Origin of the sequence: Streptomyces sp. CAI-85 (genome assembly GCF_013363615.1) — a bacterium.
Classification (GTDB): domain Bacteria; phylum Actinomycetota; class Actinomycetes; order Streptomycetales; family Streptomycetaceae; genus Streptomyces; species Streptomyces antibioticus_B.
The window spans coordinates 47,881-68,506 of the sequence record NZ_JAANNX010000002.1; the positions used below are offsets into that span (position 1 = coordinate 47,881).

General features: G+C 71.0%; 24 protein-coding genes. 17 read left to right on the forward strand and 7 right to left on the reverse strand.

Translation table 11 applies throughout. The annotated features are described in order from the left end of the window. The first annotated feature begins 121 nt into the window (after window positions 1-121). Together G6W55_RS03075 and G6W55_RS03080 are read left to right on the forward strand one after the other, a co-directional pair. Entirely contained in the window at window positions 122-382 is a 261-nt protein-coding gene (locus G6W55_RS03075; protein WP_030795260.1) for a DUF3099 domain-containing protein, read from the forward strand. Between the two features lie 9 nt (window positions 383-391). Then, entirely contained in the window at window positions 392-787 is a 396-nt protein-coding gene (locus G6W55_RS03080; RefSeq protein ID WP_175519224.1) for a VOC family protein, read from the forward strand. Window positions 788-794: 7 nt separating this feature from the next. Here the strand turns inward: G6W55_RS03080 and G6W55_RS03085 are convergent, their stop codons facing one another. Continuing rightward, on the reverse strand, window positions 795-1,157 hold the full coding sequence (locus G6W55_RS03085; protein WP_175519225.1) for a DsrE family protein: 363 nt from the start codon (window positions 1,155-1,157) through the stop codon (window positions 795-797). A 215-nt stretch (window positions 1,158-1,372) separates the two neighbouring features. On the opposite strand from G6W55_RS03085, the gene G6W55_RS03090 reads away from it, so the two are divergent. From G6W55_RS03090 to G6W55_RS03115, 6 genes are all read left to right on the forward strand, one after another. After that, entirely contained in the window at window positions 1,373-2,056 is a 684-nt protein-coding gene (locus G6W55_RS03090) for a hypothetical protein (RefSeq protein ID WP_175519226.1), read from the forward strand. Beyond that, the gene (locus G6W55_RS03095; RefSeq protein WP_217686478.1) at window positions 2,053-2,886 is read left to right on the forward strand and encodes a hypothetical protein; all 834 of its coding nucleotides are present in this window, start codon (window positions 2,053-2,055) and stop codon (window positions 2,884-2,886) included. The genes G6W55_RS03090 and G6W55_RS03095 overlap by 4 nt, the downstream gene beginning before the upstream one ends. A gap of 425 nt (window positions 2,887-3,311) precedes the next feature. After that, complete coding sequence (locus G6W55_RS03100; protein WP_309243616.1) at window positions 3,312-4,316, forward strand: hypothetical protein; 1,005 nt, start codon at window positions 3,312-3,314, stop codon at window positions 4,314-4,316. A gap of 214 nt (window positions 4,317-4,530) precedes the next feature. Next, complete coding sequence (locus tag G6W55_RS03105) at window positions 4,531-5,106, forward strand: FABP family protein (protein WP_175519227.1); 576 nt, start codon at window positions 4,531-4,533, stop codon at window positions 5,104-5,106. 16 nt (window positions 5,107-5,122) lie between these two features. Continuing rightward, window positions 5,123-5,569, forward strand: a complete 447-nt coding sequence (locus G6W55_RS03110; protein WP_175519228.1) for a transcriptional repressor — start codon at window positions 5,123-5,125, stop codon at window positions 5,567-5,569. A 9-nt stretch (window positions 5,570-5,578) separates the two neighbouring features. Then, the gene (locus G6W55_RS03115; protein ID WP_175519229.1) at window positions 5,579-6,544 is read left to right on the forward strand and encodes a folate-binding protein YgfZ; all 966 of its coding nucleotides are present in this window, start codon (window positions 5,579-5,581) and stop codon (window positions 6,542-6,544) included. A 28-nt stretch (window positions 6,545-6,572) separates the two neighbouring features. Here the strand turns inward: G6W55_RS03115 and dtd are convergent, their stop codons facing one another. Next, window positions 6,573-6,998: a D-aminoacyl-tRNA deacylase gene (gene dtd / locus G6W55_RS03120; RefSeq protein WP_078633979.1), complete on the reverse strand. Its 426-nt coding sequence runs from the start codon at window positions 6,996-6,998 to the stop codon at window positions 6,573-6,575. A 229-nt stretch (window positions 6,999-7,227) separates the two neighbouring features. Between dtd and G6W55_RS03125 the strand changes: the two genes are divergently transcribed. The 3 genes from G6W55_RS03125 to G6W55_RS03135 all read left to right on the forward strand — a co-directional run bounded on the left by G6W55_RS03125 (window position 7,228) and on the right by G6W55_RS03135 (window position 10,471). Then, on the forward strand, window positions 7,228-7,860 hold the full coding sequence (locus tag G6W55_RS03125) for an aerial mycelium formation protein (RefSeq protein ID WP_078633978.1): 633 nt from the start codon (window positions 7,228-7,230) through the stop codon (window positions 7,858-7,860). Between the two features lie 76 nt (window positions 7,861-7,936). Then, window positions 7,937-9,202: a GNAT family N-acetyltransferase gene (locus G6W55_RS03130; RefSeq protein ID WP_175519230.1), complete on the forward strand. Its 1,266-nt coding sequence runs from the start codon at window positions 7,937-7,939 to the stop codon at window positions 9,200-9,202. A 369-nt stretch (window positions 9,203-9,571) separates the two neighbouring features. Beyond that, window positions 9,572-10,471, forward strand: a complete 900-nt coding sequence (locus G6W55_RS03135; protein ID WP_309243617.1) for a GntR family transcriptional regulator — start codon at window positions 9,572-9,574, stop codon at window positions 10,469-10,471. A gap of 35 nt (window positions 10,472-10,506) precedes the next feature. Here the strand turns inward: G6W55_RS03135 and G6W55_RS03140 are convergent, their stop codons facing one another. After that, a complete protein-coding gene (locus G6W55_RS03140; RefSeq protein WP_030795223.1) occupies window positions 10,507-10,701 on the reverse strand; it encodes a hypothetical protein in 195 nt (64 codons plus the stop codon). A 117-nt stretch (window positions 10,702-10,818) separates the two neighbouring features. Here G6W55_RS03140 and G6W55_RS03145 point away from each other — a divergent pair, with 117 nt between their 5' ends. Together G6W55_RS03145 and G6W55_RS03150 are read left to right on the forward strand one after the other, a co-directional pair. After that, window positions 10,819-11,697, forward strand: coding sequence for a FadR/GntR family transcriptional regulator (locus G6W55_RS03145; protein WP_175519232.1), 879 nt, complete (start codon window positions 10,819-10,821; stop codon window positions 11,695-11,697). Continuing rightward, window positions 11,646-12,446: an HAD family hydrolase gene (locus G6W55_RS03150; protein ID WP_375372422.1), complete on the forward strand. Its 801-nt coding sequence runs from the start codon at window positions 11,646-11,648 to the stop codon at window positions 12,444-12,446. Before G6W55_RS03145 ends, G6W55_RS03150 begins: the two co-directional genes overlap by 52 nt. Before the next feature lie 4 nt (window positions 12,447-12,450). Here the strand turns inward: G6W55_RS03150 and G6W55_RS03155 are convergent, their stop codons facing one another. Further along, on the reverse strand, window positions 12,451-12,633 hold the full coding sequence (locus tag G6W55_RS03155; protein WP_078633974.1) for a hypothetical protein: 183 nt from the start codon (window positions 12,631-12,633) through the stop codon (window positions 12,451-12,453). A gap of 173 nt (window positions 12,634-12,806) precedes the next feature. Between G6W55_RS03155 and G6W55_RS03160 the strand changes: the two genes are divergently transcribed. After that, window positions 12,807-13,691 carry a GntR family transcriptional regulator gene (locus G6W55_RS03160; RefSeq protein ID WP_175519234.1) on the forward strand — a complete coding sequence of 295 codons (885 nt, stop codon included), beginning with the start codon at window positions 12,807-12,809 and terminating at the stop codon, window positions 13,689-13,691. A gap of 211 nt (window positions 13,692-13,902) precedes the next feature. Next, entirely contained in the window at window positions 13,903-16,089 is a 2,187-nt protein-coding gene (locus G6W55_RS03165) for an aminoglycoside phosphotransferase family protein (protein WP_175519235.1), read from the forward strand. 12 nt (window positions 16,090-16,101) lie between these two features. Here G6W55_RS03165 and G6W55_RS03170 read toward each other — a convergent pair whose 3' ends face one another. Next, entirely contained in the window at window positions 16,102-17,076 is a 975-nt protein-coding gene (locus G6W55_RS03170; RefSeq protein WP_175519236.1) for a zinc-binding dehydrogenase, read from the reverse strand. 97 nt (window positions 17,077-17,173) lie between these two features. On the opposite strand from G6W55_RS03170, the gene G6W55_RS03175 reads away from it, so the two are divergent. Together G6W55_RS03175 and rox are read left to right on the forward strand one after the other, a co-directional pair. Further along, window positions 17,174-17,698: an HAD domain-containing protein gene (locus tag G6W55_RS03175; RefSeq protein WP_175519237.1), complete on the forward strand. Its 525-nt coding sequence runs from the start codon at window positions 17,174-17,176 to the stop codon at window positions 17,696-17,698. Between the two features lie 135 nt (window positions 17,699-17,833). After that, window positions 17,834-19,273 carry a rifampin monooxygenase gene (gene rox, locus G6W55_RS03180; RefSeq protein WP_175519238.1) on the forward strand — a complete coding sequence of 480 codons (1,440 nt, stop codon included), beginning with the start codon at window positions 17,834-17,836 and terminating at the stop codon, window positions 19,271-19,273. 44 nt (window positions 19,274-19,317) lie between these two features. Here rox and G6W55_RS03185 read toward each other — a convergent pair whose 3' ends face one another. Together G6W55_RS03185 and G6W55_RS03190 are read right to left on the reverse strand one after the other, a co-directional pair. Continuing rightward, a complete protein-coding gene (locus G6W55_RS03185) occupies window positions 19,318-19,653 on the reverse strand; it encodes a YnfA family protein (RefSeq protein ID WP_085211849.1) in 336 nt (111 codons plus the stop codon). A 50-nt stretch (window positions 19,654-19,703) separates the two neighbouring features. Next, a complete protein-coding gene (locus tag G6W55_RS03190; RefSeq protein ID WP_175519239.1) occupies window positions 19,704-20,555 on the reverse strand; it encodes a GNAT family N-acetyltransferase in 852 nt (283 codons plus the stop codon). Between the last annotated feature and the right edge of the window lie 71 nt (window positions 20,556-20,626).

The following is a 20,626-nucleotide window of genomic DNA, read 5'->3' on the forward strand; positions in this document are numbered from 1 at the left end:
GGCGACCGAGGACGGCTGACGGCCTGAGGGCCGTATCCCATGGGTCGGACAACCCGGGATACGGCCCTCAGCCATGCTCCGGAGCCTCGCCGGACCCCGGCCACCGACCTACGCTGGACGTATGTACGCGCGCCGGCGGCACATCTACTTCGCGATGATGGGCACCTGCATCGGCCTCTTCGTCCTGGCCTGGGGTGTCGTACGCCTGTGGTCGGTCCCGGTCGCCGTCGGCATGTGCGTGGTCGCCATGGTCATCCCGCCGCTCGCCGCGATGGTCGCCAACCGCCGCGGCCCCGACGACCGCTGGTGGGACGACCCCTCCGGCGACCCCACCTCCGACGAGTGGTGGGACGAACTGGACGGCAAGAAGCGGCACCAGTAGGAAGGGGGCATGTCCCCCGCGAGACTGTCCACCGTGGTGCTCGACGCGCGTGACGCGCACGAGCTGGCCGGGTTCTACGTCCGTCTGCTCGGCTACGAGGTGCGGGCCGAGGAACCCGACTGGGTCCTCATCGGGCCCCCGCCCGGCCGGCCGGGCACCGCCCTCGCCTTCGAGACGGAGGCCGCCTACACCGAGCCCGTCTGGCCGACCCGCCGGGCCGGTGACCAGCAGATGATGCTGCACCTCGACATCGAGGTCGACGACCTGGCCGCCGAGACAGCCCGCGCGGTGGCCGCGGGCGCGCGCCTCGCCGACCACCAGCCCCAGGACGACGTACGGGTCCTGCTCGACCCGTCGGGCCACCCCTTCTGCCTGTGGGTGGACGGCGACGACGGTGACACCTAGGGCCGTCTCAGTAGACGAGCGCCTGTGTCTCGTCGCCGAGTGCCTCCTGTACGAACACCTGGGCGCCGGCGATCCGGACGCCCTCGATCAGGTCCTTCTCGGTGATGTCCCGGCGGGCCGCGCACTGGGTGCACAGGGTGAGCCGGCCGCCCGCGAGGATCGAATCGAGCAGGTCCGGCAGGGGGGCGGCGTGCGGGAGTTCGAACTCGGCGGCCCGGCCCGGCAGCGCGAACCACGCCGACTCCCCGGTCAGCCACAGGGAGACCTCCACCCCGCTGGCCACGGCCACGGCCGCGACCGTGAACGCCTGTGAGCACCGCTCGGGGGCATCGGCCCCCGCCGTCACCTTGATCACGAGCTTCTTCGCCATGGCCGAATCGTAATCAACTCCTTTACAACTCCGTGCGTAGGCCATCGGTCTCCTGTGAAGCGCGATCCGGAAGGCGCGCTTCACGTTCTGAGGGGGATGGGATGGAAGATCCCGCAAGAAGCGGGGACGAGGCGGTCGGAGCGGTCGAGACGGCTGACCCGCTTGTGGCTGTGCCCGCTTCGCCGCGGCGCCGCAGGCGGGGGCGGACGACGCTGATGATCGTCGGTGCCGCCGTGCTCGGTGTCGTCGCCGGTACCTGCGCCGGCTATCTGGTCCAGGCCGACCGCGAGCCCACCGCGCTGCCGCCGCTCTCCCAGCCCGTGGTGAAGCAGGCCGAGGGCGAGGCCGAACCGCTGTCGGCGGCCCAGGACCGCCGGGTGAAGACGGACGGAGATCTGCGCAAGCTGCTGATCAAGCGGCCCAAGGGAGCGAAGGAAAACCCGTTCGCGCCGGGTGAGGACGGCTGGGCCGACCTCGCCTCGTACGCGAACCTGTACGAGGTGCCCGGCTCGGCGTTCAGCGGCCTCGTCGACGACGAGTTCCGGCGGGCCGCCGTCAGCTCCTGGCGGGTGGGCGAGGCGTACTACGTCGACATCCATCTCGTGCAGTTCCGCCAGGAGAACACGGCGGGGGCGTCCGCGTGGGCCGAGAACGGATTCCAGTGGTCCGGTGACGAGGACCACACCCGGAGCTGGCCCATCCCGGGTGTCGGCGAGGACAACGGGATGGTGTACGTGCACGACACCCCCGACCGGGAGCCCGGCTACCTGCCGCTCTACACGGCCGAGGCGCACGCCTGGCGCGGCGACATCTACATGGAGGTCCGGGTCAGCGACAGCAAGCCCATCTCCAAGGCGAAGATCATGGACCTTGCCAAGAGGCAGATGGGGAAGCTGTGAGCGAGAACCCTGAAACCGCGGAGCCGGTGGACACGGTGGACACGGCCGAGACGGCACCGGCCGCCGGGAAGCCCGCGCGGAAGTTCCGCCCGGGCTGGGTGGCCGCCGTCGCCGGATTTGTGGTGCTCGCCTGTGCGGTGGCCGCAGGCGTCGGCCACACCGTCGTGACCGTCCGGGACGCCGACCGGGACCCGGGCAAGCCGACGTGGAAGTTCCCGGCGACGGCCAAGGACGAGAAGGGCGAGAAGGGCGAGAAGTCCGGGCCGGGACTGAGCGCGCTGCTCGTGCCGTACGGCACCGACGGCTACGAGCGCGGCCCCGACCTCGAGGAGCTCGGCGCGGACGTCGAGTTCGACGGCGCCGAGGCCACCGCGCTGCGCAAGGAGAGCCTCGACGGGCTGCCGAGCCGCACCAAGCGGGAGCTGGAGAAGGTGATCGACAAGCAGCGCATCCAGGGCATGGCCATGCGGAGCTACCGGTGGCGCGAGCCGGGCTACTTCGACGCGGACGGGATGACCGTCGACGTGACGCTGCTGCGGCTGGAGAGCCGTACGGCGGTGCGCCGGATGGCGTCGTCGTACAACGAGTTCCTCGACACGACGGACATCTTCCGCAAGGGCCCGAAGATCGACGGCCACAAGGACGCGCGCTGCTATCTCACGCCGAAGGGCAAGGCCGGGGACCTGGCGGGCGCGTTCTGCACCGCGTACGTGGGCGACATCCTGGTCAGCGCGATCATGGCCGGCCCCGACCCGGTGGACAAGGCGCAGGTCAGCAAGTTCTTCGCCGCGCAACTCGACCGCATCGACAACCCGGGACAGGCCGTATGACCCAGCAACCTCAGCCGACCGAGACCCCGAACCCCACGTCGACGTCCACTCCCGAGCCCGCGGAGACTCCGGCGGCATCCCAGACCGCTGTGACTTCGGCCGCTTCCGAGACCACTGTGACTTCGTTGGCGTCCGAGGCCGCAGGGCCTTCGGCCCAGCCCGAGTCGGGGATGATTTCGGTCGAGGCCGAGTCCGCGGAGACTCAGGTCGCTTCCGAGACCGCGAAGCCTTCGGGTGCCTCCGAGGCTGTGGAGCGCCCGGCTGTTGCCGAGCTCTCGGAGACTTCGGTTGCCCCCCGGCCCTCGGCGAGCCCGGGCGCTTCCGCGTCGGCGGTGACTCGGGGCGAGCCGGAGCCTTCGGAGACCCCGGCCGCTTCCGAGCCCGCGGAGACCGCGGGTGCCTCCGAGCCTGCGGAGACCGCGGCCGTGTCCGAGCCGCCCCTGGCCCCGGGTGCCTGTGAGCCCGCGGAGACCCCGGCCGCGTCCGAGTCGGCCCCGACCCCGGCCGCAGCGACGACCCCGGCCCCGGATGCCTCCGAGCCCCCGGTCGTTCCGATCGCCCCCGGGCTCCCGGTCACGCCGGCCGCCCCCGACGGCGCCGGTAGCGCGGTGCCCCCGGTCACCGAGGACACCGGCGCTTCCGACACCCCCGTCACCCCGGCTGCTCGCAAAAAGCGTCGGGTGTTGCGGGCCGTCGGGCGGTGGACTGCCGTGGTCACCGTGTTCGCGGCGCTCGGGGTCGGGACGGCGTACGGGATCACGACGATGGAGCGTACGGACGTGCCCGGCCTCGCCACAGAGTCGGACGGCCGCTGGGCGTACCCGGAGATCACCAGGCCGCCGTTGCCCGCCGGCAGCCCCGGTCCACAGGACAGCGGCAACTGGTCCGGCGGCCACTTCGCGGATCTGCGGGAACTGCTGCTGCCTGCGCCCGCGGGGGCCACGGAGAACAAGGCGCTACGTGGTACCGACGGCTGGCTGCCCCTGAAGGACTTCCTCACCGTGTTCGAGGACGATGAGGGCAGGGACGCCGTCGGACAGCAGCTCACCGACTACGGCCTGCGTCATGTCGCGGCCCGCGGCTGGACCACCGAGGACGGCACCCGGAGCGCCGTCTACCTGCTCCAGTTCGACACCGGCACGATCGCCGACGAGCTGTACGGGGAACTCACCGGCTACGCCGCCCCGCAGCACGCCCTGCGCGGCGCCGCCGAGACGGAGTTCGACGAAGCGCACCCCACCAGCGCCGACCCCGCGGGGGTCATGCGTCGCTCCTACGACGAGAAGAAGCCGTACGGCGCGGAGCACGTCCGGCAGGCGTGGCTGCGGATCGGCGACACGATCGCGCTCGTCGTCCAGGCACGCAAGGGCTCCGCCGCCGCCGTGCCCTTCCAGCAGACCGTGGTCCTCCAGAGCCAGCTTCTGAGCTGACCTCGAAAGGAGCGCCGGGCCCCGGCCGCGTAAGCTGGGGCCCGGCCCTGTTGTACGTATCCCGAAGCACGCTCATCCGAGGAGCACCCCGTGGAGATCTTCTTCGAAGCCCTGCTGGTCCTGGTCTGCGTCGGCGTTCTCGCCTTCGCCGGTCTGACCGTGAAGAAGCTGTACCAGGGCCAGCGCTGACCCCTACGTCCAGGAACTGCCACCCATGATCGAGATCCCGTCAGACCTCCACAAGGACCTCGTCCCCCTCGCCTTCCTGCTGGGCACCTGGGCGGGCGCGGGCGTGCACGACTTCCCCGGCTCGGAGAAGTGCAACTTCGGTCAGGAGGTCTCCTTCACCCACGACGGCCGGGACTTCCTCGAGTACCGCTCCCACACCTGGGTCCTGGACGACGACGGCAACAAGGTGCGGCCGCTGGAGTCCGAGTCCGGCTTCTGGCGGATCGACGACGCCCGCAAGGTCGAGGTCACGATGACCCGCGACGACGGCGTCATCGAGATCTGGTACGGCGAGATGGCCGACAAGAAGCCGCAGATCGACCTGGTCACGGACGCCGTCGCCCGCACCGCCGCCTCCCGCCCCTACACCGGCGGCAAGCGCCTGTACGGGTACGTCAAGAGCGACCTCATGTGGGTCGGCGAGAAGCAGACCCCCGAGGTCGAGCTGCGCCCCTACATGTCCGCGCACCTGAAGAAGGTCGTCACCCCCGAGGACGTCGAGCGCTGGGCGAAGGCCCTGCCCGACGACATGCCGGACGACGGCATCGCCTTCTTCAAGTAGTCCTAGACTCGTCGGTGTGGTGAACACCGACTGGAAGAGCGACCTCAGGCAGCGCGGCTACCGACTGACGCCGCAGCGCCAGCTTGTCCTCGAAGCCGTGGACACCCTGGAGCACGCGACCCCCGACGCCATCCTCGTGGAAGTGAGGAAGACCGCGTCGGGGGTCAACATTTCCACCGTGTACCGGACCCTGGAGCTGCTGGAGGAGCTGGGCCTGGTCAGCCACGCCCATCTCGGCCACGGCGCCCCGACGTACCACCTCGCCGACCGGCACCACCACATCCACCTGGTGTGCCGCGACTGCGAGAACGTCATCGAGGCCGACGTGGACGTGGCGGCGGCCTTCACCGCCCAGCTCCGCGGCACGTTCGGCTTCGAGACGGACATGAAGCACTTCGCGATCTTCGGCCGCTGCGAGGACTGCGCCCAGAAGGCTCTGAAGGGTTCAACTACCGAGTCGTAGGCTAGGCATATGAAGAGCCCACTGCTGTCCCTGCCCGGCGCCGTGCCCGCCGAGGGTGTGGACGAAGGCGTCGCCGCCCACTACGGCGACCTGTTCCGCGAGCAGCGCGCCCTCGCCGACGGCACCGGTTTCGTGGACCTCTCGCACCGCGGGGTCGTCACGGTCACCGGCGAGGACCGGCTGAGCTGGCTGCACCTGCTGCTCACCCAGCACGTCAGCGACCTTCCGGCCGGCCAGGCCACCGAGGCGCTGGTCCTCTCCGCGCACGGCCACATCGAGCACGCGCTGTACCTGGTCGACGACGGCACCACCGTCTGGGCGCACGTCGAACCGGGCACCCAGGAGGCGCTGCTGGCCTACCTGGAGTCGATGAAGTTCTTCTACCGGGTCGAGGTCGCCGACCGCACCGCCGACACCGCGGTCGTGCACCTGCCCGCCGGTTCGATCGCCGAGGTCCCCGAGGGCGTCGCCGTGCGCGAGACGCCGTACGGCCGTGATCTCTTCCTGCCGCGCGCGGACCTGGAGACGTACGCCGCGAAGGCGGGCCCGCCGGCCGGGATCCTCGCCCACGAGGCGCTGCGCGTCGAGCACCACCGCCCCCGCCTCGGCTTCGAGACCGACCACCGCACCATCCCGCACGAGCTGGGCTGGATCGGCACCGCGGTCCACCTCCAGAAGGGCTGCTACCGCGGCCAGGAGACGGTCGCCCGGGTGCAGAACCTGGGGAAGCCGCCGCGCCGGCTGGTCTTTCTCCACCTGGACGGCAGCGAGGTCCATCTGCCGACCGCCGGCACCGAGCTGCGCGTCGCCGACGACAACCCCGACGGCCGCAAGATCGGCTTCATCACGACGTCCGTACGCCACCACGAGCTGGGCCCGGTGGCCCTGGCCCTGGTCAAGCGGAACGTCCCGGTGGACGCCCCGCTGCTGGCGGGCACCACGGCCGCCGCCCAGGAAGTCGTCGTCGAACCCTAGGTCTTCGGATCGTGAGACCTGCGGGTCCCTAGACCTCGATCAGGACCGTGAACGGGCCGTCGTTCGTCAGGGACACCCGCATCGCCGCGCCGAACCGGCCCGTCGCCACCGTGGCGCCCAGCGCGCGCAGTTGGGCGACCACCTCGTCGACGAGGGGTTCGGCGACGGGGCCGGGGGCGGCCGCGTTCCAGGTGGGGCGGCGGCCCTTGCGGGCGTCGCCGTACAGGGTGAACTGGCTGATGACGAGCAGCGGGGCGTCGATGTCGCTGCACGAGCGCTCCTCGTGCAGGATGCGCACCGACCAGAGTTTGCGGGCGAGTTGGGCGGCCTTCTCCTTGGTGTCCTCATGGGTCACCCCGACCAGGACGCACAGTCCCTCGCCGGTGATCTCCCCGACCGTCTCGCCGTCCACGACGACACTCGCACCGTCCACTCTCTGCACCACCGCTCGCATGCGCACCATGATGCCGGGTGCGCGGCGGGGCCCGGCGGCGGCCCCAGGCCCCAGGGCCCGGGGCTCCAGGGCCCGTGGCTCTTGGGCCCGTGGCTCCTGGGCTCCCGGGCGAGACTTCCTTTGATCCTTAACGTCCCATCTAGGGCCGTTCGGGGGCACTCGGTCACATTGCAGCCACTTGGGGTGGCACGATGCTTGCACACGCCGGTCGAGGGGACGGTTGAGGCGTATGAGCACACCGAGTACCGGGCGGCTGGAGACACACCGGCCGCCCCCACAGCGCGGCGACAGCCCGGCGACGGCACCGGCTCCGGCCGGCGGACCGCCCGGGCACGAGCTGCTCCGGCTGAGCCTGCCCGAACTGCGCACCCTGCGCAGGGACGCCCAGCGCGACGAGGCCGACCTCAGCTATGTACGGCGGCTGCTCCAGGGCCGTATCGACATCCTGCGCGCGGAACTCTCCCGCCGCGGCCCCGCGCCCGCGCCCGGGACCAGGGCCGCCCTCGGCCCGGTGACCGTGCCGCAGCCCGCCTCCGAGGCGTCCGTCGTGGCGCGGCTGCCGGAGATCCTCACCGACGCCCCGGCCCGCCAGCGCTCCTCCGCCCGCCATGTCACGCTCGGCACCCCGCACAGCGAGGAGTACGGCCGGCTCGCCGCCGAGATGCTCTCCGAGGTCGAGCTGTCCGACCTCGTCGCGCGCACCGACCCGGAACTGCACGAGGCGATGGCCCGTCTCGTCCGCTACGAACAGCAGGTCTCCAGCCGCCGCCAGCGCCTCCAGCACACCGCGGACGGGGCGGGCGCCGAGATCTCCCGCCGCTACCGGGAGGGCGAGGCCCAGGTGGACGACCTGCTGCTGTGAGCGGCCCGCGCGGGGTGGCACGCGGCGTGCGGAAAATGGGCCGCGGTGAGGCCGGTCCGCTGCATACCGTGGGCGTATGAGCCGTCGTTCCGCCGCACTTGAGTTCCGTCAGACCGAAGACAACGACCTCGCCGACTGGATGCGGGCCCTGAAGACGGGCTTCCTGCGGTCGCCGGTGGTGACCGAGGAGCAGTTGGCCGCCCGGCGCGCCGCCACCCCCGGCTCCCGCACCTCGGGCGCCTACGACGCCGGCCGGTGCGTCGGCACCTTCCGCTCCTTCCCGCAGGAGGTGACCGCCGTCGGCGGCGCCGCGGTGCCCGCCGACGCCATCACCAACGTCTCCGTCCTCCCCACCCACCGCCGCCGCGGCGTCCTCAGCCGGCTGATGTCGGACGACCTGGCCGCCGCGAAGGAGCGCGGTGACGTGCTCGCCACCCTGATCGCCGCCGAGTACCGGATCTACGGCCGCTACGGCTTCGGCCCGGCCACCACGATGACCGAGTGGGCGGTCGACGTCTCCCGCTCCGGCCTCGACGGGCGCGCCCCGGTCCCGGACCCGCGCGACGGCGGCCGTATCGACCTGGTCGACGGCGCGGAGATCCGCAAGCTCGGCCCCGCGCTGCACGCCCGGCTGCGCCCCGCCCAGCCCGGCGCGGTCAGCCGGGACGAGAGCTGGTGGGAGGTCAACACCGGTGTGCTGCGGCCGTACGGCGACGAATGGAGCGAGCCGTTCTACGCCGTGTACCGCTCGGCGGACGACGAGGTCGAGGGCGCGGTGTCGTACCGGGCGGACGACCGCTGGAGCGACGCCAAGCAGCCGCTGAACACCGCGTCGGTCAACTGGCTCCTCTCCGTGACCCCGGCCGCCGAGCGCGCCCTGTGGCACTACCTGTGCTCCGTCGACTGGATCACCCGCGTGAAGTCGGGCTGGCGCTCCCCGGACGACCCGCTGCCGCTGCTGCTGCCCGACCCGCGCGCGGCGAGCATCACCACCCAGGCCGACTGGCTGTGGATACGGATCCTGGACGTCGTACGGGCGCTGGAGGCGCGGACGTACGACACGGCGGGCGCGCTGGTGCTGGAGGTGGCCGACGGGGCCGGACTGGCCGGCGGGCGGTATCTGCTGGACGCCGGTCCCGACGGGGCGTCCTGCACGCCGACGGACCGCAGCGCCGATCTCACGCTGGACGTGGCGGAGTTGGCGTCGCTGTGGCTGGGCGACGAGTCGGCGCTGCGGCTCGCGCGGCTGGGCCGGGTCCGGGAAGAACGAACGGGCGCCGCCCGGAAGGCCGACGCCCTGCTGCGTTCGTCCGCGCGACCGTGGTGCCCGGACCTGTTCTGACTCTGGCTGTGACTCTGGCTCTGTGGCCGGCTCCTTCCGTGTGCCGTGTCCGACGGGACGGTCGATCTCATCCGTAGCTGTGCTAGTCGCTTGTCGCTTGTCGCGGTGCCTGCTTGTTCAGTTGTGGCTGTGCGCGCGATGTTCGGTTGTGGCTGTGCCGCGATGTGAAGTTGTGGCTGTACGTCGGTGCCGGCCGTCCGGGCTCCCGGCTCCCCTCCGGAAGGGAGCCCGACCGCCAACCGTATGAAAGCTTGACCATGTCGGTGAAGTTGGCTGCCAACTTCACTGTACTTATGTCCGCTTGGAAGCGTCCTATAACCATCTCTCTTTGAACTGCCCAAAGATGGCGGGAAGTTGTACGGTGCGGTGGTGGAGCCGGAACATGCCTCCGTCAAGGGGCGGAGGAGGGCCGAGCGGACGCACCGAGAGGTGGCCGACGAGCTGCGCACCCGGATCAGAACCGGTGTGCTGCGGCCCGGCCAGCGCATGCCCACGCAGGCCGAACTGGCCGTCGAGTTCGGTGTCGAGCGGGGTGCCGTGCGCCAGGCGCTGCGCATTCTCCAGTCGGAGCATCTGCTCACCAACGTCTCCAAGGGGAGCCCCGCGACGGTCGCCCTGACGCCCCTCGCGCCCGGTCCGCCCGCCGGGTTCCGGACGGAGCCCCGGCCCGCCATGGCGGAGCTGCCGTTGCGGATGACCGAGGCGTTCGCGGCGGACCATGTCCAGGTGGACGCCCTGTGTCTGACCGCGGTCTCGCTGACGGCGGCGATCGGTGAACCGGTCCGCCAGATCCACGCCGGACGGCTGAAACCGGCCAAGATCGACGTACGGGTCCTGCTGCCCTCCCGGAACATCGACCTGGCCTTCCCGGCCGCGGTGGACTCGGCCGCCGCCGGGCACCTCAGACGCCACTGGGTGGCCCACCGCAACGCGCAGGGCCAGGTGCTGCGGCACAACCTGCTCACCCTGCGCTCCACGCACGGCATCGAGGTCGACGTCACCTTCCGCGCGCTGCCGTTCACCCCGCCGGTGAAGCTGTACCTCCTCAACGGCACCCGGGCGCTGTTCGCGTACTACACGGTCCAGCGCCATGAGCAGACGGTCGGCAAGGAGCACCTGGAGATGTACGACGCCGAGGGCACGCGGTCGGTGCTGTTCGCCTTCGAACAGGGCGCGGGGCCGCGGGACACGGCGTTCGTGACGCAGTCGCGTCTGTGGTTCGACGCGCTGTGGGAGACGATCAGTTCGGATCTCCAGCTCACGAGCTGAGGATCCGGGGTGGATCACGGATCATGGATCACGGATCACGAGTTGAGCGCGGGACCGGAGGCCAGGAGGGCGAGGATCACGGCTCCGACGGAGCTGAGGGCGGGGCTCTTCGCCTTGATGCCGACGCTGAGCAGAAGCAGGCCGACGGCGCCGGCGGTGCCGTACTTCCACTCGATGGTGCGCTCGACGACGAAGACGAAGACGGCGCAGAGAACAGCGAGGACGGGCATGTGGTTCCTCCAACTCTACTAAGTTGGCAACCAACTCTTGCTATGTTGTCCCCACTTGGTGACAACTACTAAACAACTTTCAAACAACTGCCCATAGATGGGTGGAAGTTGTAGCGTTTGGTCGTGACCCAGGAGAACGTGGCAGTGAACGGCAGCAGAAGGCTCTCGCCCCAGGAGATCGCCGACGTCCTGCGGGAACGCATCCGCGCGGGCGAACTGCGGGCCGGCGACCGCCTGCCCACCCAGGCCGAGCTGGCCGACGAGTTCGGGGTGGAACGCGGCGCCGTACGCCAGGCCCTGCGCGCGCTCCAGGACGACGGACTGCTCACCAACGTCAGCAAGGGCAGCCCGCCGAGGATCGCCGAGCCGCCCGCCCCGGGCCACGACGAGCCCCAGCCCACCATGGTGGGCCTCTCCCCGCGCCTCACCGCGGCCTTCTCCGCCCCGCACGTGCGCATCGACGCGGCCTGTCTGACCGCCGAGAGCCTCATCCCGGCGCTCGGCGAACCGCTGCGGCTGATCCACGGCGGCAGCCTGCGCCCGGAGCGCATCGACGTCCGCATCCTGCTGCCCTCCCGGGACATCGACCTCGCCTTCCCGGTCCCGGTCGAGGGCCGCGGCGACGACGACCCGGTGCACGAACGCTGGCTGGCGATGCGCAACGCCCAGGGCCATGTCCTGCGGCACAACCTCCAGACCCTGCGCTCGCACGGGATCGACGTCCACATCACCTTCCGCGCGCTGCCCTTCACCCCGCCCGTGAAGCTGTACCTCCTCAACGGCTCCGAGGCGCTGATGGCGTACTACATGGTCACCCGCCGCGAGGAGCCCACCGACACCGGGACGCTCGACATGTACGACGTCCTGGGCACCGAGTCCCTCCTGTTCTCCTTCGAGAAGGCCGCCGGTCAGCGCGACGCCGCGTTCGTGGAGGAATCCCAGAAGTGGTTCGACGCCCTCTGGGAAACCATCACGACGGACCTGACACTCTCTTAGTGACCTCTGATATGCGGCAGACTCAAAAGGCGACCTCCGACACCCGCACCGAGGCGGCGGACCTGCACGAAGTGATCACCCGCGCGCGCGTCGTCCTCTGGGACTTCGACGGGCCGGTCTGCCGGCTGTTCGCGGGGCATTCGGCGGAGGGGGTGGCGGAGGGGCTGGTGGAGTGGTTGGAGGGGCGGGGGCTGCACGGACTGCTGACGGAGCCGGAGCGGGAGTCGCTGGACCCGCATGTCGTACTGCGCGCCGTCGACCGCAGACATCCGGGCAGCGACCTCGTGGCGGAGCTCGAGGAACGTCTCACCAAGGAGGAACTGCGGGCGGTGGTCTCGGCGTGGCCCACCCCGTACGCCGATCCGCTGATCCGTACCTGGACCGCCGTCGGTGCGCGGCTGGCCGTCACCACGAACAACTCGCCCCGGGTCGCGAGCAGGTACCTGGAGGGCCGCGGGCTGACGGCGTGCTTCGCCCCCCACCTGTACGGCCGCACCCAGGACCTCCACCTCCTCAAGCCCGACCCGCACTGTCTGAAGCGGGCCCTGAACGCCATGGGTTCCGCTCCGGGCGACGCGCTGATGATCGGCGACACCCCATCCGACTTCCTGGCCGCCAGCGCGGCTGGTGTGCCCTTCCTCGGCTACGCGCGCACCGAGCGCAAGGAGAAGCTGCTGCGGGGCGCGGGCGCCACGGCCGTGGTGGGCTCACTGGATGTCGTCCTGAAGGTGATAAGGCGTCAAGCCTGAACTGTCATGCTTGCGTCATCAGGAACATCAGCACGACGGCGGCGCCGACGGCCAGGCCGTTGTGCCTGGCCCGCAGGCCCACCCCCACCCCGAACAGCAGAATCAGTCCCACGGTGCCGAGTCTCGCCTGCGCGAGCACGCCCACGGTGATCTCCAGCAGTCCCTGTAGTGCCGATAACAGGAGCATTTCCTTCCACCTCCCTGCCACTCTCCGTCAAGCGAGCAACTCTCGGTCCAATTGGACTGGTTGTCGTGAAGTGGATTTCCCCGGGCGCGCTGATCCTTAAGCGGCAGGCCAGTTGGCACCTCAACCTGACTGAAATTGGTTTGTGACTGGACCGGGAGCGGTACGGTCGCCTTGTGGAGGCGCAACGGAGTGGCAGTGGCGGAGGTGGCGGGCGGGAGTTCCATCGGATCCTGGAGGAACTTCGGGCCCGGATAGCCGACGGCGTGTATCCCCTGCGCACGTACCTCCCCTCGCAGCGCGATCTGGCCACGGAGTTCGACGTGTCCCGTGACACGGTGCAGCGGGTCCTGCGGGAGTTGGCCGAGGAGGAACTCGTCGAGCCCCGGCGGGGCAGCGGGTCACGGGTGATCAAGGTGCCGCGCAGTCAACGCTCTTCCACCGAGGACGGCCGTCTGCGGGGTGGGCCGACGCTCGGGCCGCTACTGAGCGAAGCCTTCGAGCACTCCGAAGTGGCGCTGGACGTCTACTCGTTGACCGCGGAGTCGCTGGCCGCTCATCTCACGGTCCAGGCGGAGCGGATCGTCGGCAAGTACGTCGCTCCCCAAAGCATTGCCCTGCGTCTGATCCTGCCGTCCGAGGACCTGCCGCTGCCCTATCCGAGGCTGAGGGACGACCCGGCGGACCCGCGCCTGGCCGACCGCCTACGTCTGATCTCCGAGCGGTCGATGGCGGCTGTGCACCGGATGTTCATGTCCCTGGCCGAATACGTCCCCGACGTCAGTATCGAGGTCCGCAGGGCTCCTCTCACCCCAGCTTTCAAGCTCTACCTGCTCAACGGAACGCAGGCGCTGTTGGCCCCGTATGAGGTGGTCCCGCGGAGCATCAAGTTGGATTCGGGCGAGGTGGTCGATGCCTTGGACGTCCTGGGTTTCGGGGCGCCGATCACTCGGCTCGTGAAAGACACCGATCCCGACTCACCCGACACGCTTTTCGTCGAGAGTTGGCAGCGGTGGTTCAACTCGGTATGGGACCGCGTCGCGGAAACCCCGTCGACATGATGGTGCGCTAGCATGCCCCGCATCGCGCGCGAACAAACGCCTCCGCCCGTACGTATGACACGGCGAACCAGCCATTTCGAACGACCTGACGCAGACGAGTGACATGCCACCCCCGTGCTCACTCCGCCGGTCATCCTGGTCGTGCGGTGCGGCACCCGGCATTTCACGATTGCTGTACCCATTCGACTGAGCGTCACATCCGGAGCGGCCAGTGCTCGAGCCCCCTCTCCCCTGGATTCGCCTCCGGGGCCGGGCCACCGAAGATCAGCCCGCGGTCGCTCTCCGACACTTCTTGGCCGTCGCCCGATCAGAGACGCCCTTCAGCGGTTACCACAACCGCAACCACGTGGTCCCGCTGACACCGGACGTGGCGGCTCTCGTGCATCGCCCGGTGGGCACCACGGTGACGGTCCGGGTCCCGCGGGCGGACGCCCTGCCGGTGGTGATCAGGACCTGGCACGACGAGGCCGCGGTCCTCGCAGCCGTCCGAAGCGTGCTGCCACACGCGCCGGAATGCCTGGTGAAACTACCGGAGTTCGCGATCCACAGCTATGTGGAAGGTGTGCCGCTCTCCACCCTTTGCGGAAACGGCAAGCCTGTCGACACGCTGCTCGTGAGGGCGCTGGCCGAGCTGCTGGCCCGGATGACCGAGGTACGGCACTCGGCGCTGCCGCCGCTGCCGGCGGGGTGGCCCGCAGGCCACACCGACAGCCAGGGTTTCCTGAGGATGCTGGCTCGCTGCGCCGACCAGCAGATCCGTCGGCCCAATTGGACTGCTTTCGGTGGGCTGTTCACGGCGCTCGGCATTCCCGAGCGCGCCCTGCTCGACTTCGCCGACCGGGTGCCCGCCATGGCGCGACGGCCGTACAGCCTGCTCCACGCGGATCTGCACCGGGACAACCTGATCGTGTCGTTCGCCGGACAGCCCCCGCTGATCTGCGTCGACTGGGAGCTGGCGACCTACGGCGACCCGCTGCACGACCTTGCGACACATCTCGTGCGGATGCGGTACCCGACGGACCAGTGGGACGAGGTCATCGAAGCCTGGGCCGAGGCCATGCTGGGGGTCCGGCCCGCGGTGCTCAACGGCCTGCACAGGGATCTACCGCACTACCTCGGCTTCGAACGGGCGCAGTCCGTGTTCCCGGACGTCATGCGTGCCGCGCAGTCCCTGGAGAACGCGTTCACTCCGAGAAAGCTGGACGAGGCGACGGCCGAAGTGCACAGGGCGCTGACGACTGCCGCCGATCCGCTGCGGCTGCGGAGCGTGCCGACGACGGGAGAGATCGAGAGCGCCCTCTTCCGGTGGCTGGCCTCGCGCGGTGACCTGGTCAGACGGGACTGGCCGCCGACGGCGCTGGACTGGAAGCGCGACCAGCGTTTCCCGGAACACCCGGCCTTCCCCGACGCCGCGGTCCGCGACGCACTGCTTGCCGAGGGTGCCGCCCGGGCCGACCAGGTGTTCAAGGGCACCGCGCACCTCAACACCGTGGTCAGGGTGCCCGGCAGCCCCGGACCCGTTGTCGTACGGCGCAAGCTGCCGCACGTCTCGCGGCGCGAGCCCAGTTATCTGAGCGAGCACGCCGTGCTGCGCGCCATCCAGGAGTCCGGGGCCCAGGTGGCCGCCCCGAAGGTCCTGGCACTGGGCGAGAGCTACGTGAAGGATCGGTTCACCATCCACACGTACGTGGGACCGCAGGGAGGTCAGCCGCCCCGCCACCCCGTCAACGGACTCCTCCCGCACGAAGCGGACGGACTGGTCGACCAGCTCTGCGCCCTGACGGAGGTCGACTACCGCGCGGTGGATCCGGCCGCCGGCGCGGGCCGCTTCCACGACTGGCTGGCGGAACAGCTCACCCTCCTCGTGCGGGACCTGCCGGTGGAGTCCCTGAGACTGGCCCGGACCCTCGGCCTCCCCGACCACGCCCGCCTGCGCCAGCTCCTCTCCCGCCACCAGGTCACCGACCGCCCCCCCGTCCTCCTCCACGGCGACCTCAACCCCTGGAACCTGGTCTGCCGGGACGACCGTCTGGGCGTCACCATCATCGACTGGGAGATGGCCCTCGTCGGCGATCCGCTCTACGACCTCGTCCGGCATGTGCATCTGACCCCGACCCGGCCGGAGATCAAGGAACGGATGGTCCGCCGCTGGGAGCGCCTGCTGAGCGCCGAGCACACCAAGGACTGGCAGCGGGACTGGGGTGTCTACCGGCGCATCGAGATCGTCCGCTCCGCGTACATCGACCTCGACCGCCTGGTCACCCGGGCCAGCCTGGACGTCCCGAACGTCAGCCGCGCCGTGAACTCCTACGCCGCCACCCTCGCCGCGGCGACGGCCGCCCTGGGCCTGCCACTCCCCGCGACGGCGAACCCGTACCTCGCACTGGCGCTGGCCTGAGGGCCGGGGCGATCACAGCGCACCGGACGCCTCCAGCACCACCTTTCCCACCACCCCCCGCCCCTCCACCGCCCGATGCGCCGCCTCCGCCTCGGCGAGCGGGAACACCGCTCCGACCACCACCCGCAGCCGCCCCGCCGCCGCCTCGGCGAGGGCGTGGGCCGTCAGCCGGCGAAGGTCGGACGGGCCGAACCGGACGTCGGCGATACCGAAGACGGTGATGCCGAGGCGGTCGACCACCTCCGCGTCGAGGGACGCGAAGCCCCCCGACGGCGCCCCGTGCGCGGAGAAGCGGCCCAGCCCGACGGTCAACGGAAGCGCCGCCGCCCCGAGTTCACCGCCCACCCCGTCCAAAACGACCTCCGCCCCGCCGCCCAGCACCTCCCGCGCCCGCTCCACCCACCCGGGCGCGGACACGTCGACGGTCGCGTGGGCGCCGAGGTCCGCCACCAGGGCCAGCTTCTCCGCTCCCCGGGCCGCCGCGACCACCGTCGCGCCCCGGGCCCGGGCCGCCTGGACGAGCAGGGTGCCCATGCCGCCCGAGGCACCCAGAACGAGGACCCGGTCGCCGGGGGAGACGGCGGTGCGTTCGAGGAGACCGGCCGCCGTCACACCGTCGTGGACCAGGGCGGCCGCGGTCCGCAGATCCAGCCCGTCGGGCACCGGCACCAGTCCGCCCACCGGCACGGTCACCCGCTCGGCGTAACTGCCGTCGACCAGACACACCACCCGCCGCCCCACCCACCCGGCGTCCACCCCCGCCCCGACCGCGGCGACCGTACCGGAGACCCCGCCGCCGGGAACGTACGGCGGCACGACGGGGAAGTACGCGCGCGCCAGCCCCCTGCGGATCTGGGTCTCCACGAAGATCGTGTCGGTGTACGCGACCTCGACCACGACCTCCCCGCCCCCGGGCACCGGCTCGCCGACCTCCACCACACCCAGCACCTCCGGCCCACCGAACGCCTTCACCTGCACCGCGTGCATGCCCATACCCCTGTCGTGACGCCTGCTTCCGGATACGTGTACGCAGTCTTCGACCTCAACCAAGCTTGAGGTCAAGCCGTACAGGGAAGCTGTGGTGGTGACTTCCGTTCTCCTCTTCCTGGACATCGACGGGACCCTGATCCCGTTCGGCGGCCCCGGCCCCCACCCCGTGCACGGCACATCGCCGCATCCCCTGCTGCCCCGCCTCGACCCGGCCCTCGGTCCGCGGCTGCGAGCCCTGGGTGCCGAACCGGTGTGGGCGACCACGTGGCTGGACGACGCGAACGACCTGCTGTCCCCCTGGCTCGGTCTGCCCGCGCTGCCGGTCGTGCGGTGGCCGGACGTGGACGACGAGGACGACGAGGCCGACGAGGCCGACGAGGACGCGGACGGGCCCGGCGGCGCAGGTCTCCACTGGAAGACGCGGGCGCTGGTCGAGTGGGCCGCCGGGCGGCCGTTCGTGTGGGTGGACGACGAGATCAGCGCTGCCGACCGCGCCTGGGTGGCCGACCGTCACCCCGGCCGCGCGCTGCTGTACCGCGTGGATCACCGGCTCGGGCTCGTGGACGCGGACCTCGCGGCGCTGGGCGAGTGGATCAGAAGCCGGGGTGAAGCCCGGTGACATGAGAAAGGGCAAGGAGTTCCCGACTCCTCGCCACTCTCAACGTATAGCGCAGAGGGGGGCTTGCGGCAAGGCCCCCGTCGTGGCGGAGAATCGTCGGCCGAGCCCGTGACCAGCGGAAATCAAGGGGGAATCATGACTGACGTGATCGTGGTCGGTGCCGGGCCGACCGGGCTGATGCTCGCCGCCGAGCTGCGCCTGCACGGCGTACGGGTGCTCGTGCTGGAGCGGGATCCGGAGCCGACCCCGGTCGTCCGCGCGCTCGGTCTGCACGTGCGCAGCATCGAGGTGATGGACCAGCGCGGCCTGCTGGAACGCTTCCTCGCGCACGGCACCCAGCACAGGGTCGGCGGCTTCTTCGCCGGCCTCGGCACCCGTTGGCCCGACCGGCTGGACACCGCGCACTCGTACGTCCTCGGCATCCCGCAGACCGTCACCGACCGTCTGCTCGCCGAGCACGCCACGGACCTCGGCGCCGAGATCCGGCGCGGCAGCGAACTGGTCGGCCTGAGCCAGGACGACGACGGCGTCACCGCCGACCTCGCCGACGGCACCCGGCTGCGCGCCCGCCATCTCGTCGGCTGCGACGGCGGCCGCAGCACCGTGCGCAAGCTGCTCGGCGTCGGCTTCCCCGGCGAGCCCGCCCGGGTCGAGACGCTGCTCGGCGAGATGCGGGTGACGACAGAACAGGAGGAGCTGGCCGCCGTGGTGGCCCGGGTCCGCGAGACCGAGAAGCGGTTCGGCCTCGGGCCGCTCGGAGACGGGGCGTACCGTGTCGTCGTACCCGCCGACGGGGTGGCCGAGGACCGTACCGTCCCGCCGACCCTGGACGACTTCAAACGGCAGCTCCGGGCGTACGCCGGCACCGACTTCGGCGTGCACGCGCCGCGCTGGCTCTCCCGCTTCGGCGACGCCACCCGGCAGGCCGAGCGTTACCGGGTCGGCAGGGTGCTGCTGGCCGGCGACGCCGCGCACATCCACCCGCCGACCGGTGGACAGGGCCTCAACCTCGGGGTCCAGGACGCGTTCAACCTGGGCTGGAAGCTGGCCGCCGAGGTGGCCGGCTGGGCGCCGCCGGACCTCCTGGACAGCTACCACGCCGAACGGCACCCGGTGGCGACCGCCGTACTGGACAACACCCGCGCGCAGATGGAGCTGATGTCCACCGCCCCCGGCCCGCAGGCGGTGCGCCGGCTGCTCTCGGAACTGATCGACTTCGAGGACGTCAACCGCTACCTGATCGAGAAGATCACCGCCATCGGCGTCCGCTACGACTTCGGCGACGGCGACGGCGACGGTCATGAGCTGCTCGGCCGCCGTATGCGGGACATCACCCTGAAGCGCGGCCGCCTCTACGAGCTGACGCGCACCGGCCGCGGCCTCCTGCTCGACCAGACAGGGCGGTTGTCGGTGGCGGGCTGGGCGGACCGGGTCGACCACGTCGTGGACGTCAGCGAGGAACTCGACGTCCCGGCGATCCTGCTCCGGCCGGACGGGCACGTGGCGTGGGCGGGGGAGGACCAGAGGGAGCTGGTCGGCGGACTCCGGAGGTGGTTCGGCAAGGCCGATGGCTGACCGCTGACCTATGACCTCTGCCCGTTGACCTCTGACTCTTTCGGTCAGTTCCCGCGCGGCGCATACATGATGACGGCCATCCCCGCGAGGCACACCAGGGCGCCGACGACGTCCCAGCGGTCGGGCCGGTAGCCGTCGGCGACCATGCCCCAGGCGATGGACCCGGCGACGAAGACCCCGCCGTACGCGGCGAGGATGCGGCCGAAGTTGTCGTCGGACTGGAGGGTCGCGACCACGCCGTAGAGCCCCAGCGCGACGACCCCGGCCCCGATCCAGACCCAGCCCTTGTGCTCACGGATGCCCTGCCAGACCAGCCAGGCACCGCCGATCTCGAAGAGAGCGGCGACGGCGAACAGAGCGACGGAACGGGCGACGACCATGCCGGGACCCTACCGGCCGGGCCCCGGACCTCCGCTTCGGCCCCGGGGCCTCATCCGCCGTCGAAGTCGTACCCCGCCCAGTCGGTGAGGGTGCGGTAGCCGAGGCGCTGGTAGAGGGCGTTGCTGGTGGGGTTGGCGAGGTCCGCGAACAGCACGACGTCCTGCGCGCCCGCGGCCAGCGCGGCCCGGCCGACCTCCGTGACGACGGCGCCGGCGTAGCCGCGTCCGCGCAGGTGGGCCGGGGTGTGGACGACGTCCACCTGGATCTGGCCGCCGATCAGCGGGTTGGCGCCGGCGACGGAGACGGGGGTGCCGTCCGGGGTCTCCCAGAGCGTGTAGCGCTTGTCGGCGAAGCGGCTGCCGGCCCAGGTGGCGGCGTCGAGGGAGACGTCCTCACCGACGGATTTCGCGAACTCGCCGCACCAGAAGATGACTTGGTCGAGATCCTGCTCGCCCAGGACACGGGCCCGGCCCGCCGGCAGCGGCTCCGGCGGGGTGGGCGTGCCGAGCCGGTACAGACGGAGCCGCAGGTCACGGGGTGTCGCCGCGGCCCCGCTGTGCCGCCGCCACGCCTCGGCGAAGGCGACGGCGGTCCGCTCGTCCGCGCTGACGGACGGCACGGTGTGCCCTTGGGCGGCCATCCGGGCGGCGAGGGAGTCGGCGTGCTCGGGGGTGAGGGGGGAAAGGCCGAGACCACGGCCCTGAAGCCGGAAGAAGGTGCCGTGAACCTCATTCCCCCGCTCCAGCACACCGAAGAGAGCGGCCAGACCCCGCACCCGCACCCGCTCGGCCCAGGTGAGCTGCATGACGTGCGCCCCGGGCCGCGAACGCAGAAACCCTCCGGCACGCGCGAGAAAGTCGTCGACGTCTTCGGTGAGATACCAGTCGTCGCCTGCGGACATGCCCCAGATCCCCCTCTTCCTCCCGCCGCCACAGCAGTGCCTTGAGCCCATCCTGCCCCAGCCGCTCGACG

Excerpts from the sequence above, each read along its gene's own strand:
- G6W55_RS03155 (WP_078633974.1), bottom strand. The coding sequence starts at position 12,633 with ATGCTCCTGTTATCGGCACTACAGGGACTGCTGGAGATCACCGTGGGC.
- G6W55_RS03130 (WP_175519230.1), top strand. The coding sequence starts at position 7,937 with ATGAGCCGTCGTTCCGCCGCACTTGAGTTCCGTCAGACCGAAGACAAC.
- G6W55_RS03080 (WP_175519224.1), top strand. The coding sequence starts at position 392 with ATGTCCCCCGCGAGACTGTCCACCGTGGTGCTCGACGCGCGTGACGCG.
- G6W55_RS03185 (WP_085211849.1), bottom strand. The coding sequence starts at position 19,653 with ATGGTCGTCGCCCGTTCCGTCGCTCTGTTCGCCGTCGCCGCTCTCTTC.
- G6W55_RS03125 (WP_078633978.1), top strand. The coding sequence starts at position 7,228 with ATGAGCACACCGAGTACCGGGCGGCTGGAGACACACCGGCCGCCCCCA.
- G6W55_RS03140 (WP_030795223.1), bottom strand. The coding sequence starts at position 10,701 with ATGCCCGTCCTCGCTGTTCTCTGCGCCGTCTTCGTCTTCGTCGTCGAG.
- G6W55_RS03115 (WP_175519229.1), top strand. The coding sequence starts at position 5,579 with ATGAAGAGCCCACTGCTGTCCCTGCCCGGCGCCGTGCCCGCCGAGGGT.
- G6W55_RS03075 (WP_030795260.1), top strand. The coding sequence starts at position 122 with ATGTACGCGCGCCGGCGGCACATCTACTTCGCGATGATGGGCACCTGC.
- G6W55_RS03085 (WP_175519225.1), bottom strand. The coding sequence starts at position 1,157 with ATGGCGAAGAAGCTCGTGATCAAGGTGACGGCGGGGGCCGATGCCCCC.
- dtd (WP_078633979.1), bottom strand. The coding sequence starts at position 6,998 with ATGCGAGCGGTGGTGCAGAGAGTGGACGGTGCGAGTGTCGTCGTGGAC.
- G6W55_RS03105 (WP_175519227.1), top strand. The coding sequence starts at position 4,531 with ATGATCGAGATCCCGTCAGACCTCCACAAGGACCTCGTCCCCCTCGCC.
- G6W55_RS03170 (WP_175519236.1), bottom strand. The coding sequence starts at position 17,076 with ATGCACGCGGTGCAGGTGAAGGCGTTCGGTGGGCCGGAGGTGCTGGGT.
- rox (WP_175519238.1), top strand. The coding sequence starts at position 17,834 with ATGACTGACGTGATCGTGGTCGGTGCCGGGCCGACCGGGCTGATGCTC.
- G6W55_RS03190 (WP_175519239.1), bottom strand. The coding sequence starts at position 20,555 with ATGTCCGCAGGCGACGACTGGTATCTCACCGAAGACGTCGACGACTTT.
- G6W55_RS03090 (WP_175519226.1), top strand. The coding sequence starts at position 1,373 with ATGATCGTCGGTGCCGCCGTGCTCGGTGTCGTCGCCGGTACCTGCGCC.